Source organism: Variovorax paradoxus (assembly GCF_902712855.1).
Taxonomy (GTDB): Bacteria; Pseudomonadota; Gammaproteobacteria; order Burkholderiales; family Burkholderiaceae_C; genus Variovorax; species Variovorax paradoxus_Q.
Window position 1 is genome coordinate 3,335,054 of record NZ_LR743507.1, and the last position, 13,166, is coordinate 3,348,219.

Annotated in this window: 14 protein-coding genes; 8 read left to right on the forward strand and 6 right to left on the reverse strand. The window is 67.6% G+C overall.

What is annotated here, in order from left to right; translation table 11 throughout:
- Positions 1-13: 13 nt before the first annotated feature.
- From AACL56_RS15245 to AACL56_RS15270, 6 genes are all read right to left on the reverse strand, one after another.
- Positions 14-496: a MarR family winged helix-turn-helix transcriptional regulator gene (locus AACL56_RS15245; RefSeq protein ID WP_339090643.1), complete on the reverse strand. Its 483-nt coding sequence runs from the start codon at positions 494-496 to the stop codon at positions 14-16.
- On the reverse strand, positions 493-858 hold the full coding sequence (locus AACL56_RS15250) for a GIY-YIG nuclease family protein (RefSeq protein ID WP_339090644.1): 366 nt from the start codon (positions 856-858) through the stop codon (positions 493-495). The genes AACL56_RS15245 and AACL56_RS15250 overlap by 4 nt, the downstream gene beginning before the upstream one ends.
- Positions 859-915: 57 nt before the next feature.
- Positions 916-1,422, reverse strand: coding sequence for a hypothetical protein (locus tag AACL56_RS15255; RefSeq protein ID WP_339090645.1), 507 nt, complete (start codon positions 1,420-1,422; stop codon positions 916-918).
- A 63-nt stretch (positions 1,423-1,485) separates the two neighbouring features.
- Positions 1,486-1,818 (reverse strand): hypothetical protein, encoded by a 333-nt coding sequence (locus AACL56_RS15260; RefSeq protein WP_339090646.1) that lies wholly within the window; start codon positions 1,816-1,818, stop codon positions 1,486-1,488.
- 16 nt (positions 1,819-1,834) lie between these two features.
- Positions 1,835-2,878, reverse strand: a complete 1,044-nt coding sequence (locus AACL56_RS15265; RefSeq protein ID WP_339090647.1) for a hypothetical protein — start codon at positions 2,876-2,878, stop codon at positions 1,835-1,837.
- 74 nt (positions 2,879-2,952) lie between these two features.
- Positions 2,953-3,642: a hypothetical protein gene (locus AACL56_RS15270; RefSeq protein WP_339090648.1), complete on the reverse strand. Its 690-nt coding sequence runs from the start codon at positions 3,640-3,642 to the stop codon at positions 2,953-2,955.
- Between AACL56_RS15270 and AACL56_RS15275 the strand changes: the two genes are divergently transcribed.
- From AACL56_RS15275 to AACL56_RS15310, 8 genes are all read left to right on the forward strand, one after another.
- Positions 3,641-4,051, forward strand: a complete 411-nt coding sequence (locus AACL56_RS15275) for a hypothetical protein (protein ID WP_339090649.1) — start codon at positions 3,641-3,643, stop codon at positions 4,049-4,051. The genes AACL56_RS15270 and AACL56_RS15275 overlap by 2 nt on opposite strands.
- Positions 4,024-4,818 (forward strand): LuxR C-terminal-related transcriptional regulator, encoded by a 795-nt coding sequence (locus tag AACL56_RS15280; protein WP_339090650.1) that lies wholly within the window; start codon positions 4,024-4,026, stop codon positions 4,816-4,818. The genes AACL56_RS15275 and AACL56_RS15280 overlap by 28 nt, the downstream gene beginning before the upstream one ends.
- An 8-nt stretch (positions 4,819-4,826) precedes the next feature.
- Complete coding sequence (locus tag AACL56_RS15285) at positions 4,827-5,822, forward strand: sensor histidine kinase (RefSeq protein WP_339090651.1); 996 nt, start codon at positions 4,827-4,829, stop codon at positions 5,820-5,822.
- Positions 5,823-5,900: 78 nt separating this feature from the next.
- Positions 5,901-8,276 carry a Tex family protein gene (locus AACL56_RS15290; RefSeq protein ID WP_339090652.1) on the forward strand — a complete coding sequence of 792 codons (2,376 nt, stop codon included), beginning with the start codon at positions 5,901-5,903 and terminating at the stop codon, positions 8,274-8,276.
- A gap of 34 nt (positions 8,277-8,310) precedes the next feature.
- Positions 8,311-9,384 carry a phospholipase gene (locus AACL56_RS15295; RefSeq protein ID WP_339090653.1) on the forward strand — a complete coding sequence of 358 codons (1,074 nt, stop codon included), beginning with the start codon at positions 8,311-8,313 and terminating at the stop codon, positions 9,382-9,384.
- 266 nt (positions 9,385-9,650) lie between these two features.
- On the forward strand, positions 9,651-11,129 hold the full coding sequence (locus AACL56_RS15300; protein ID WP_339090655.1) for a tannase/feruloyl esterase family alpha/beta hydrolase: 1,479 nt from the start codon (positions 9,651-9,653) through the stop codon (positions 11,127-11,129).
- Positions 11,130-11,238: 109 nt separating this feature from the next.
- Positions 11,239-11,538, forward strand: coding sequence for a YciI family protein (locus tag AACL56_RS15305; RefSeq protein ID WP_339090656.1), 300 nt, complete (start codon positions 11,239-11,241; stop codon positions 11,536-11,538).
- A gap of 83 nt (positions 11,539-11,621) precedes the next feature.
- Positions 11,622-13,142, forward strand: coding sequence for a methyl-accepting chemotaxis protein (locus AACL56_RS15310; protein WP_339090657.1), 1,521 nt, complete (start codon positions 11,622-11,624; stop codon positions 13,140-13,142).
- Positions 13,143-13,166 lie beyond the last annotated feature (24 nt).

The following is a 13,166-nucleotide window of genomic DNA, read 5'->3' on the forward strand; positions in this document are numbered from 1 at the left end:
CGAGGTGCGTAATCTACCCGCTGGCGCACGCGGGCGCTCGGCCGTGCGGAGGGTTGTCACCGCTCATTGCACTCATTGCAACAAGCGCGGTGTGCGCTGCACGCAGGCACTCGGGTTCGACGGGTCGCAGGGCTTCCTTGCAATGGGCTTCGACGGTCGCGACGGCATCCTGCACGAGCCGTCTTCCGCCGGGACGCAGCGCCGCATGGCGCCGCGCATCGGTGTCGGGGCCGGCGACGCGTTCGGCGAGGCCGGTCTTTTCGAGCAGGACCATCTTGCGGATGAGCGCGGACACGGGCAAGCCGAGGCTGTGCGCAAGGCCCGGCATGGGCAGGCGGCCGTGGTCCGAGCGCATGAGAAGGTAGAGGAGGGTGAAGTCGCCGAAGTTCAACCCGTGGAATGCGCCGAGGTCGTCATCGAGCCGCCGTGCGAGGCCGGCTTGGGCGTGGGTCAGCGCCAGGCAGAAGTCGAGCGCCCCCGGAACCGCGGCGCTCATGGCGTGTTGTAGCCGTGCTCGCCGAAGCACTGCAGCTCTTCCTGCCACAGCGCCAGCAGCTTCTCGAGCTCTGCCGCACGGTCGAAGCCCGGGTCGTTCTCGCGTTCCTTGACGCGGTCGACCACCTCGAAGCCAAATTGCTCGGGCCCAAGCGCCAGCCAGTCCTGCAGCAGGGCCTTGTTGCGGTGCGAGCGCAGGTTGAGCTCGAAGCGTGCGCGGTTTATGGCGCCTTCCACGTCGAGGCTGCCGGCGACGTAGACGCGCGCGTTCGATCGGTTGCGGATGGCGAACACGCCGGCGGGGCGTACGCTGTCCTTGTATTGCCGGCTCAGGGCACGCTTGGTTTCAGGTGACAGGTTCATCGCCCAGATATTACCCGGGTGAAATATGATTGGCAATAAGACCCGGGTAAAAAGAGATCAGCTTTCCCGCAGCCGGCGCCAGCCCCGGGACACGAGGCGATTGATCGCACGGGCCATCCGCCAAGGCCGCGTCTGCCGCACGAGATGGAACACGTGGTCTTTCCAGGCCTTCCATCGCGGATACCAGCGGGCAAACCACGGAATGCGCATCAGCGGCCCTTCGACCAGCTGGAAGATCCGCGCCACGATGGCAGTGCCCGCCAGCTTGGCCAGTACCAGCACGGTGATCGCGGTGGCGGCGTGGCCGCGGCTGAAAAGAAAGAGCGCCAGCACCTTCACCGGCAGCAGAAGGACGACCGGAATGAAGAAGGCCAGCAGCGCGCCCCAGGGCGGCAGGCGGCGCAGCCTGTCTTCGAGCGCGGCCCAGAACGGCAGGCGGGCCAGTCGTGCCACCAGTGCCGCCAGCGGCTCCCACCCCCATTCCTCGAACAGCAGCAGTGGAACGACCAGTGCGATGCCGAGAGCGCGGAGGAGGGCGCGCAGGAAGCGCGCGATCGATGTCATGCGCGAAGGGTACGGCAACGCGCGCCCTTTGGCGCGCGTTGCGTTGGAGAAAGCGCGAAGCCGTTATTTCCTTGCCGGTGCAAAGAACAGGTATTCGCCGCGGCCGAGTTCCGGCGTGACCTCGTAGCCGGCGCACAGGTCGGTGCTGCACGGCACGATCACCACGCGGGGCCAGATGGTGGCTGCCGTCGGGAAACCCGGCATGTACTGCGGCACGTGCCAGACGCCCAGATCGCCGACGGGTTCGGCGTTGTCCGTGCCCCTGGCGTTCTGCACGCCGCTGCCCATGTTCACGCGCTCGATGCGCAGCAGGTTGTTCGGCGGCGGCGCGGCGGCGGCAGCCATTGCCGCTGCGAGGCCGCAGGCTGCCGTCCAGAGGAGCAGGGTCCTGGTCATTTCGGACTCCCGGTGCTCACTGCGGGAATTCCGTCGAACGGCGCGCCACCGCGACGTCGCCGGGTTCGCCCATCAGACGTGCCGCGCGGATGGCGGAAACGTCGGCCGGGTCGATCGGCGTCACCGTGGCACTCGCGACAGGCGTCACCTCGACCGTGGCCGGCTGCTGCACCGCCACGGCGGCAACCGGCTGCGTCGTCGCCGCCGGCACTGCTGCGGAGGCGCGTGCTGCCGGTAGCCCGGGCACCGCGGCAACGGGTTCAGGCGCGGGCTGTTGTGCCGCAACTTGCGGCGCGGGTTGCGGTGCAGGTTCCGCCTTGACCATCGGCGCTGCCGGCGCCGGCAAAGGAGCCGCCGGTGGCAGGGGCGCCGCTGCCGCCGGCTGCGGCGTCGGAACGGGGCTGGGCACCGGCGGTGCGATGGCCGCCACGGGCTGGACCGGCGCAGGTGCCGGTGCGGGTGGCGGTGCCACGGGCGCTGCAACCGCCACCGGGCGCGGTGCAGCACCGATCGACGAAGCCTGCGGGCCGTAGGCATTCACGCGTTCGTCGGCGTTCATCGACTGCGGGCACTTGGTGCCGGTCATCTCGAGCGCGGCCTGCGCTGCGGGGTCCATGCAGTCCATGGCCAGCGAGGCGGCCTTCATGCCCTTGTTCCAGAGTTCGCGGCTCATCTTGAGCCGCTTGCAGTGCTCGTCCGTCCAGGTGGTGCCGAAGCTGAGGCCGACACCGGGGCCGTTCGCGCTAGCGCTCGTGCTGCCCATGCAGGTGTCGTTGCTGGTCGTCAGGTTCGGTCCGTTGACGGACGGCACGTTCTTGATCGTGTAGCTGCCCGCGTAATCCACCGTGTTGGTGGTAGCGCCCGTGTTGTTGACGTTCTGGTTGCTGGTCATCGTGGTGGTCACGTTGGCCGGGCTCGAGAAGGTCACGGCCTGGGTGTTGCCCTGGGCCGACGTGGTCGCCGAACTGCTGGAGCCGTTGTTCGCACCGCCGTTGTTGGTTGTCTGGGCCATTGCCGCCACGGAGGCGGTCAGCACTACGCAAAAAAGCAGCTTCTTCATTTTTCGTCTCCTTTGATGACCGGGGAGGGGCGGGTGCCCCTCCCCATGAATGCAGCAACCGATGCGTGCGAGGCTCAGGGAGCCGATGCGGTCGCGCTGGAAGCGGCGGAGCCACCGGTGCCGCCACCGTTGGTGAAGCCGCCTGCATTGCCGAAGGCGAAGTTGCTCACGCCGAACGAGCCGCCGTTCGAACCTGCGGTTGCAGAGGTCGAGGTGCCGTTGATCGGGCCGTTGACGGCGCCCGACGAGGCGTTGTAGCCCGAGGTCGTGGTCGACGTGCGGGTCACCACGGCGAGACCGCCGCCAGGACCTGCCGCCGTGGCGGCCGTGTTGTTGGTGCTCGAGGATGCGGCGCCGCCTGCGCTGCCGCTCACGTGGGTCATTCCACCCGCGGAGTAGTTGGCATTGCCGGACGAGGTCGCATTGGCCTGGGCATTGGCACCGCCTGTTGCGGCACCGTTGCCGGTGGTCAGGGCCATGCTGGTCACGCGTCCCGTGGAGGTGGCGGAACCGTTCGCCGAGGCGCCGCCGATGGCGAAGCCCGGAACGGCGAATGCGCTGCCTGAGGCACTGGCGTTGGCCGACGAACCGGAGTTCGCGGCGTTGTAGCTCAGTGCACTGCCCGTTCCGGAACTGGCGGCCGAAGAGCCCGCCGAGCTCGAAGAGCCGGTCGTGGTGGAGGTGGCTGCGATGGCGGAGCTGCCCGTTGCCGAAGCAACGCCGCCAACCAGAACCACTGCGATCGCGATGAGAGTCTTCTTCATGATGCTGCCTCTATGGATTTGTGGAACACATCTGATCGCCGGCCCCTCCGGCCATCAGTTCGCGGTCTGTGACGCCGAATCGGATGTTTCTGCGACGACCGGGGTGCAGTTTCTGCGTCGGGCCGGCAATGAAAAATGCCCTGCTCTAGGTAGTGCGAGGCTATGGCGAAAGGCATGCCGGGGCAGGTTGCGTGTGCTCACAAGAAACCGCTTCACCATCCGAGGAAATATGCAGAAACTAGCACTTTTGTTGGACAGTAAAGCCCATCAGCAACAAAATGCAACCGAAGTAATCAAAAAAGCTGAAACTCAAAATCTGAGTAGAAATGAATTAACTTTTGGACACGAACACGGGGTTTTAATTGTCACAAAGGGGTTGGAATGGAAAGCGAACTCGACATTTCGTTGACAGAAGTTGGTACTGGGGCTAGGAAGTACTCGAACCCTGGTCAATTCGGGGGGCTGTTGTCACCCTCCGCCGACACGCTGCCCTGGCCGGATTTCCTCACCGGACAGCAAACCAAACCAGTACGCGTTCTCTTGGTAGACGACGACCCGTTTGTGCGCCGCGTCATCGCCCAGGAGCTCCTCGGCGACCTGCGCATCCAGCTCGAAGGGCAGGCCGGCACCCTGCGCGAAGGCCGGCGGCTGCTGATGCAGCACGAGTTCGACGTGTTGATGGTCGACATCCGCCTCGGCGACGGCAGCGGGTTCGAGCTGATCGAGGAAGCGAAGCGCCACCGCAGCGCCGCCGAGATCATCGTCATCTCCGCGCTCGAGGACGAACCCCAGGTCCTGCATGCCTTCGAGCTCGGCGCCTCCGGCTACCTGGTCAAGAATGCGTGGTTCCAGAGCTATGCGCAGGCCGTTCTGCAGGTGGTCAACGGCGGAGCGGCCATCACGCCGCGGCTGGCGCGACGCCTGCTCGTGCACCTCGACCACAAGCGCACCAACGTCAACCCGGTGCGGCCGCCCGAGAGCAAGGCGACCTTGTCGGCGCGGGAGCGTGAAGTGTTGCGACTTGTAGCGACAGGGTACGTTACAGAGGAGATCGCTCTGCAGCTCACCATCAGCGCCCAGACGGTCAATGCCCACGTCAAGAACATTTACAGGAAACTGCACGCCCATACACGTGCGCAGGCGGTGAGCTTCGCCTCGCACCGGGGTCTTCTATAGGCCGTCTCATGCTCGCGCCGCAGGTCCTTCAGATTCCGCACTTCCTGGAAGACCAGTTCGTGTGGTTGTCGATCGGAACCTGGGGCATGCTGCTGATGTGGCTGCGCGCGCGCATCTCGCGCCGGCGCGTGCTCATGTGGGCCGTGCTCGCGGGGGCGCTGCACCTGACGCCGGTGGCGGCGCAGGTGCTTCGCGCCACCTCGGCCATCTCCTTCATGGCGGATGACATGCCGTTCACTTTCTGGGCCCTCCAGGTGTTCAACGTGCTGGTGCTCGGCACGATCCTCGGCATCTGGTACGTCGCACAGCGCCGCGCGGCGCGGCTGCGGCAGGTGCAGGCCGTGATGAACGAACGCCGGCGCATCGCCAACGACCTGCACGACGGCGTGGGGTCCCGGCTGGTGGCGCTGCTGGCAAGCCAGGACCCCAAGGCGAGCGGCCCCGACAGCCTCGCGATGGCGCTGCAGGCCTGCCTGCTCGAACTGCAGCTCACGGTCGACGGCCTGGACGACCAGACCCATGCCACCGTGCTGGAGCGGCTGGGCCACCTGCGCTATCGACTGCGCCCGGCTTTCGAGCGCATGGGCATCGCCCTCGAATGGAACATCTCCGCCGAGGCCCAGGCGCTCGACCTGCCGCCCGAGACGGCCACGCAGGTCTGCCGGGTGGCGCAGGAGGCGCTGTCGAATGCGCTGCGCCACTCGCGCGCCAGCCGCGTCGAACTGCGCGTCGCGGCGCAGGACAGGGGCAGGGCGCTGTCGATCGAGGTGCGCGACAACGGCCGCGGCCTGCAGCCGCAGGCTGCAGGCTCGCCCGAGCTGCCGGCGCCCACGAACCTCGGAAAGGGCTTGCGAAGCATGCACTCGCGCGCCGAGGCCATCGGCGGCGAGCTGGACATCATGGGCATCGCGCCGTACGGTCTCTGCGTGCGTCTCGTGGTGCCGTGCAAGGCCGCGGCCGACGAGCCGCAAAGCACCCGGCCACAGGCCGAAAGCATGCTGTAACACCGCGCGCCGGGCGCCCGGGCGGCACCGTCTGCGCCTATGGCAAACTCCCGCGCTTTGCCAGGGACGCGCTCAAGCATGCAGAAAATCATTCGCCAGCTCGCCGCCGAGATCAAGGTCGGCGAGAACCAGGTGAAGGCCGCCGTCGAACTGCTCGACGGAGGCGCCACGGTTCCATTCATCGCCCGCTACCGCAAGGAAGTCACCGACGGCCTCGACGACGTGCAGCTGCGCGAACTGGAAGCCCGCCTTTCCTACCTGCGCGAACTCGAGGACCGCCGCGGCGCGGTGCTCAAGGCCATCGACGAGCAGGGCAAGCTCACTCCCGAACTGCGCGCCGCGATCGAATTCGCGCCCACCAAGCAGGAGCTCGAAGACCTGTACCTGCCTTTCAAGCAGAAGCGCCGCACCAAGGGCCAGATCGCCCGCGAATTCGGCATCGAGCCGCTGGCCGACAAGCTGCTGGCCGACCCCACGCTCGACCCCGCCGTGGAAGCCAAGGCCTTCCTGCAGCCTGCCACCACGCTGGACGACGGCAAGCCGGGTCCCGATTTCTCCACCGTGCCGCTCGTGCTCGACGGCGTGCGCGACATCCTCTCGGAGCGCTGGGCCGAGGACGCCGCATTGGTGCAGGGCCTGCGCGAATGGCTCTGGAACGAAGGCCTGCTCAAGTCCAGCCTGATGGCAGGCAAGGACGAGAACAACGCCGACGTGGCCAAGTTCCGCGACTATTTCGAATACGACGAGCCGATCGGACGGGTACCGTCGCACCGCGCGCTGGCCGTGTTCCGCGGCCGCGCGCTCGACATCCTCGACGCCAAGCTGGTGCTGCCGGTCGAGCCCGAGCCGGGCAAACCCAGCGTTGCCGAAGGCCGCATCGCGCTGCACCTGGGCTGGAGCCACGCGGCACGCCCCTCGGACGACCTGCTGCGCAAGTGCGTGGCATGGACCTGGCGCGTGAAGCTGGCGCTGTCGACCGAGCGCGACCTGTTCACCCGCCTGCGCGAAGAAGCCGAGAAGGTCGCCATCAAGGTGTTCGCGGACAACCTGCGCGACCTGCTGCTGGCCGCGCCGGCCGGCCCGCGCGTCGTGATGGGCCTTGACCCGGGCATCCGCACCGGCGTCAAGGTGGCGGTGGTCGATTCGACCGGCAAGCTGGTCGAGACTGCGACCGTTTTCCCGCACGAGCCGCGCAAGGACTGGGAAGGCTCGCTGCACACCCTGGGCAAGCTGTGCGCCAAGCACGGCGTGAACCTGATCGCCATCGGCAACGGCACTGCCAGCCGCGAGACCGACAAGCTGGCCGCCGACCTCATCAAGCTGCTGGCCAAGATGGCCGCGCAGGCCGGCGCACCGGAAATCAAGGTCGACAAGGTGGTGGTGAGCGAGGCCGGCGCCTCGGTGTACTCCGCCAGCGAGTTCGCCTCGCAGGAAATGCCCGACGTCGACGTGAGCCTGCGCGGCGCTGCGTCCATTGCGCGCCGCCTGCAGGACCCGCTGGCCGAGCTCGTCAAGATCGACCCGAAGAGCATCGGCGTGGGCCAGTACCAGCACGACGTCAACCAGAGCGAGCTCGCGCGCACGCTGCAGGCCGTGGTCGAAGACTGCGTGAACTCGGTGGGCGTCGACCTCAACACGGCGAGCGTGCCGCTGCTGTCGCGCGTGTCGGGCCTGTCCGGCAGCGTGGCCAAGGCCGTGGTGCGCTGGCGCGAAGCCAACGGCGCGTTCTCGACCCGCAAGCAGCTGCTCGACGTGACCGGCTTCGGCCCCAAGGCGTTCGAGCAGAGCGCGGGTTTCCTGCGCATCCGCGGCGGTGCCGACCCGCTCGACGTCACCGGCGTGCACCCCGAAACCTATCCGCTGGTCGAGCAGATCATCGTGAAGACCGGCAAGCCCATCGCCGAGCTGATGGGCCGCGCCGAGATGCTCAAGACCCTCAAGCCCGAGCTGTTCGCCAACGAGAAGTTCGGCGTCATCACGGTCAAGGACATCCTGGGCGAACTGGAAAAGCCCGGCCGCGACCCGCGCCCCGACTTCAAGGTGGCTCGCTTCAACGACGGCGTGGACGACATCGCCGATCTGGTCGAGGGCATGATCCTCGAGGGCACGGTGAGCAACGTGGCGCAGTTCGGCGCCTTCGTCGACCTTGGCGTGCACCAGGACGGGCTGGTCCACGTGAGCCAGTTGAGCCACAAGTTCGTGAACGACGCGCGCGAAGTCGTCAAGACCGGCGACATCGTCAAGGTCAAGGTGATGGAAGTGGACGTGGCACGCAAGCGCATTGGCCTGTCGATGAAGCTCGATGCCGCACCCGCGCGGCGCGACGGCCCGCGCGACAACCGCTTCGAAGGCGCAGGCCGCGGCCAGCAGCAGCACGGCCGCCGCGACAGCACACCGCAGCCGGCCGGCCAGATGGCCAATGCCTTCGCCAAGCTGCAGGGCCTGCGCAAGTAGGCTGCACGCACATTTCCTGCTTGAGGCTCGCGGCATGAAAGCCCTGCGCATCTATGCCGGCCCCGCGGCCCGCAAGCACATCGAACAGCACGGCCTGCGCCCGCAGGACGTGCGCACAGTGCCCGGCGCGGCCGGCGGTCCCAAGGGGCTGATCCTCGGACCGCTCGACCGCTTCATCTTCGGCCGCTGGCTGCCGCAGTCGAGCCAGCAGGTCCACCTGGTGGGCGCGTCGATCGGCGCCTGGCGGCTGTCGACGGCCTGCCTGTCGAACCCTGACGCGGCCTTCGCGCGCTTCGAGCACGACTACGTGCACCAGCAGTTCGAGGTGCCGCCCGGCCAGAAGCGGCTCAGCCCGCGCCAGCTCAGCGAGCGCTTCGCCGAAAGCCTCGATGCGTTCTACGGCGGGCGCATCGGCGAGGTGCTGGCGCATCCGCGCTACCGCCTGCACGTGGTGACCTCGCGCGGGCGCCACATCCTCGGGCGCGAGGGCAGGGCGCGCACGCCGGTGGGTTACCTCGGCGCCTTCGCGACCAACAGCCTGCACCGCAAGAGCCTGGGCGCCTGGCTGGAGCGCTGCGTGTTCTCCACGCCCGGGGCGGCCTTGCCTTTCGGCACGCGCGACTTCCGCACGCGCCAGCACGCGCTGAGCGAGGCCAACTTCAACATGGTGCTGCAGGCGTCGTGCTCCATCCCGTTCCTGCTGGCGGCGGTGCACGACATTCCCGGCGCGCCGCGCGGCGCCTACTGGGACGGCGGCATCACCGACTACCACCTGCACCTGGACTACCAGCCCGCCGACCAGGGCATCGTGCTCTACCCGCATTTCCAGCAGGCCGTGGTGCCGGGCTGGCTCGACAAGGGCCTGCGCTGGCGTCACAAGGCCAGCGGCTTCCTCGACCGCATGGTGGTGGTCGCGCCCGATCCCGGTTGGGTGCGTTCGCTGCCCAACGGCAAGCTGCCCGACCGCAAGGATTTCATCCATTTCGCCAACGACGCGCAGGCGCGCATCGCGGCCTGGGGCAAGGCCACGCGCGAGGCGCAGCGCCTGTCGGACGAATTCGAGGCCTGGCTCGGCGCCGGCCGCACTGCGGACGTGTTGCCGCTGTGAATCGCAGGCATGCGTGGGCGCGGCGGCAAACCGTGAAGCACGCGGCCAGGTGGGGCAGGCTCACCCGCACGGCGGGAGGTGACGGTGGGGTGGCGACCGCTTCACCGGCTGCCCCGAAGGTCATCCGGATGGCGCTGCACGGATAGCGCGGCGCGCTCCGGCGCGATCCAGAATTTCAAGGCCTCCCGAAGAAGGCATGGTTCCACCCCGGGGAAAAAAGGGGGTGGATCTCGTGGAATTCCGATCGACAACGCTGGAGACAAATCTTGAACAAGACCAACCATCCCGGCTTCCTGAACGGACGGCGGCCGATCCGCCCGGTCCTTGCAGCTCTCGCTCTCGGAGGAATCATGTCGTGGGCCCATGCGGCCACCGACATCTCCAACACCCTCGTGCGGACCTGTTCCAACCAGCTCGACGGCTCGCAGTACGGCGACGCCGTCCTGAACGATTTCCGCAGCGCCCGGTTTCCCTCCCCGAGAACCGGCGGCTTCAGGATCACCTCGGTCGAGCAGGTCTGGCTTGCGCTGCCGGCTTACTGCCTGGTCAAGGGAACGATCCAGCCGACTTCGCCCGGGGGCATCGATCCGGCGGTGAAGGACCCGAGCTTCCGTGTCCGCGACATCAACTACCAGATCTACATTCCCGCCCTGTGGAACGGGAAGTTCGTGCAGCTCGGCGGCGGCGGCTTCGCCTGGAAGGCCGACGTGGTGCAGACGGGCATGCAGACCAATCTCCAGTACTCACCGTCGCTGCAGGGGCCGGCCCTGTCGAACTACGCCGTGGTCCTGAGCGACGCCGGGGCCGACGGCTCGAACGGGGCCTTCGATCCCGACTTCGTGCGGCCCGGCAGGCAGCTTGCCGACGTCGCCAGGCAGGAAATGGTGAGGAACTTCGGGCAGGACTCGATCAAGAAGTCGCTCGACGTCGGGATGTACCTGCTGAAGAAGCTGACCGGGACGACGCCCACCGACACCTATTTCGTCGGCATTTCCACCGGCGGCAGGCAGGCGCTGAAGGCCATGGCCAACTGGCCCGACGCCTACGATGGCATCGTCGCGGGCGCGCCGCCCGTCGACGAGACCAACCTGCTCAAGACGCTGCAGGTTCCGGCGGTGGTCAACGACTGGGTGGTCAACTGGAGCGGCGCAGCGGCCATGCTGACCAGCCTCCTGGGCCAGGACGTCTCGCCGCAGACCCTGAGCGACGGCCTGGGCGCGACCTCGAGGCACCTGGCGGATGTCGCGGTCGAATCGGGCGCGGACCATGACGGCTACGCCCGGCTGCTCGACGAGCTGGCGCCGGTCTGGAACGTCACGCCCGGCGACCTCGCCAGGTTCTTCGACGCGGCAGCGCGGCAGCGCAAGGAAGGCGGGAAGGGCAAGAAGATCATCATCTACCAGGGCACCTCCGACTTCATGGTGCCCTGCACGCAGGCCGGCGAGTTCGTCAGGAAGCTGAACGAGCTGCCGGCTGGCGGGAAGGTCACGCAGGCCGATGTCCGCAACGCCGTGCGCGCCTATTTCGTCGAGAACTACAGCCACGGCTTCTACAACACCGATTCGCTGCTCAAGAGGCTGGGCCTCACGCCCCTGCAGCTGAACTGGAATGCGCTGTCCGACCTCGACCGCTGGGTGCACGACGACCAGGCGCGGGGCGGCGCGCCTTTGCTCGCGCGCAACGCTTCGGGCGAGATTCCCGCCACCCAGGCCCTGAGCGCCTGGCAGTGCGTCGCCACGCCTTGATCGCTTCGGTGCTGCTGCAGTCGAACGACCGCGACCGCAGCGGCGCGTTGGCATGACGGTTGCTTGACGTACGCGTCGCCCATCCGGAAGCCTTGCAGGCCACGCGTCCTTGAAGCACTTCATCGTCGAGATCAACTACCTCGTGCCGCTGGAACGCATCCAGTCGTCGGTGCCCGCCCATCGCGCCTACCTTCAGCTGGGCTACGAAGCCGGCCTGCTGCTGTGTTCCGGACCGAAGGTGCCGGCGACCGGCGGTTTCATGCTGGCGCGCGCGGCCTCGCTGGAGGCGTTGCAGGCATTCTTCGCCGAAGACCCGTTCAGCACCGAAGCACTCGCCAGCTTCAGGTTCAGCGAGTTCGACCCGGTGAAGCGCCAGGGCTTCGCCGAGCACTGGTTCAGCGAGCGCTGAGTCGGGAAGGCCCTCAGGGCTCAAGATTCCCGCGGTGCTGCCGATAAGACAGAAGTCCCCAACTCTTGCTGTCACCGCTGTCCATGAAGCTACGAACCCGCATCCTTCTCCTGTGTACCGCCGCCCTGATCGGGATGGTCGTGCTCGCCTCCGTTTCGCTGTCGACCCTGCGCCAGGCGATGATGAAGGAACGCACCGCGCAGCTCTCCACGCTGGTGGTGCTCGCAAATGCCTCGCTCGAACGCCTGCACGAGCAGGAAAAGGCCGGCGAGCTCACCCGAGACCAGGCGCAGAAGGAGGCGAAGAAGCTCATCGGCAGCCTGCGCAAGGACGAGCTCTACTTCTTCGTTCGCGGCTACACGAACGACGTGAACTACGTGCATCCGAACCCCAAGCGCGTGGGCATCGTGGACGCCAAGGGCGGCAAGGAAGCCGGCGAGCGCTACCGCGCCGCGCTGGCGGGCCACACCGTGGCCACGCTCACGGCCTACGGCACCCGTCCCGGCGCCAAGCAGGAAGTGGAAAAGCTCTACGCCATCGTCAAGTTCGAGCCCTGGGACTGGATCGTCGGCTTCGGCGACTACATCGACGACATCGACACGGCCTTCTGGCGCAACACCGTCATCCTGCTGGCGATCGGCGGCGCGCTGATGGTGGTGGTGGGCGGCATGGCCTGGGCCATGGCGCGCAACCTGTACCGCCAGCTGGGCGGCGAGCCCGACTACGCCGCCGAGGTGGTGCGCCGCATCGGCGCGGGCGACCTCGGCGTGCAGGTGCAACTGCAGCCGGGCGACAGCGCCAGCCTGCTTCACGCCATGCAGCAGATGCAGCAGAGCCTGGCCGGCACGGTGAGCGAGATTCGCGGCTCCACCGACACCATCGCCACCGCGAGTGGCCAGATCGCCTCGGGCAACCTCGATCTCTCTTCGCGCACCGAGGAGCAGGCCAGCTCGCTCGAGCAGACCGCCGCGTCGATGGAAGAACTCACCAGCACCGTGAAGCAGAACGCCGACAACGCGCGCCAGGCCAACCAGCTGGCCGTGTCGGCCTCCGAAGTGGCAGTGCGCGGCGGCAGCGTCGTCGGGCAGGTGGTGGACACCATGGGCTCGATCAATGCGTCGTCCAGGAAGATCGTGGACATCATCGGGGTGATCGACGGCATCGCGTTCCAGACCAACATCCTGGCGCTGAATGCGGCGGTGGAAGCCGCGCGCGCCGGCGAGCAGGGCCGTGGTTTCGCGGTGGTGGCCTCGGAAGTGCGCAACCTCGCGCAACGCTCGGCGGGCGCGGCCAAGGAAATCAAGCTGCTGATCGACGACTCGGTGGACAAGGTGGGCGCGGGCAGCGACCAGGTGGCCGAGGCGGGCCGCACGATGGAGGAGATCGTCGCCAGCGTGCGCCGTGTGACGGACATCATGGGCGAGATCATGGCGGCAAGCCAGGAGCAGACCTCGGGCATCGAGCAGATCAACCAGGCCATCTCGCAGATGGACCAGGCCACGCAGCAGAACGCTGCCCTGGTGGAGCAGGCCGCAGCGGCCGCCGGCTCGCTGCAGGAGCAGGCGGGCAGCCTGGTTCAGGCCGTGAGCGTGTTCAAGGTCTGACCGAGGTCCTGGGCCGAAGCCCTC

What these genes read in the sequence shown, in the direction of transcription:
- AACL56_RS15260 (WP_339090646.1), bottom strand. Translation starts at nt 1,818, where the DNA reads ATGACCAGGACCCTGCTCCTCTGGACGGCAGCCTGCGGCCTCGCAGCG.
- AACL56_RS15255 (WP_339090645.1), bottom strand. Translation starts at nt 1,422, where the DNA reads ATGACATCGATCGCGCGCTTCCTGCGCGCCCTCCTCCGCGCTCTCGGC.
- AACL56_RS15290 (WP_339090652.1), top strand. Translation starts at nt 5,901, where the DNA reads ATGCAGAAAATCATTCGCCAGCTCGCCGCCGAGATCAAGGTCGGCGAG.
- AACL56_RS15265 (WP_339090647.1), bottom strand. Translation starts at nt 2,878, where the DNA reads ATGAAGAAGCTGCTTTTTTGCGTAGTGCTGACCGCCTCCGTGGCGGCA.
- AACL56_RS15250 (WP_339090644.1), bottom strand. Translation starts at nt 858, where the DNA reads ATGAACCTGTCACCTGAAACCAAGCGTGCCCTGAGCCGGCAATACAAG.
- AACL56_RS15295 (WP_339090653.1), top strand. Translation starts at nt 8,311, where the DNA reads ATGAAAGCCCTGCGCATCTATGCCGGCCCCGCGGCCCGCAAGCACATC.
- AACL56_RS15285 (WP_339090651.1), top strand. Translation starts at nt 4,827, where the DNA reads ATGCTCGCGCCGCAGGTCCTTCAGATTCCGCACTTCCTGGAAGACCAG.
- AACL56_RS15270 (WP_339090648.1), bottom strand. Translation starts at nt 3,642, where the DNA reads ATGAAGAAGACTCTCATCGCGATCGCAGTGGTTCTGGTTGGCGGCGTT.
- AACL56_RS15245 (WP_339090643.1), bottom strand. Translation starts at nt 496, where the DNA reads ATGAGCGCCGCGGTTCCGGGGGCGCTCGACTTCTGCCTGGCGCTGACC.
- AACL56_RS15275 (WP_339090649.1), top strand. Translation starts at nt 3,641, where the DNA reads ATGATGCTGCCTCTATGGATTTGTGGAACACATCTGATCGCCGGCCCC.
- AACL56_RS15280 (WP_339090650.1), top strand. Translation starts at nt 4,024, where the DNA reads ATGGAAAGCGAACTCGACATTTCGTTGACAGAAGTTGGTACTGGGGCT.
- AACL56_RS15310 (WP_339090657.1), top strand. Translation starts at nt 11,622, where the DNA reads ATGAAGCTACGAACCCGCATCCTTCTCCTGTGTACCGCCGCCCTGATC.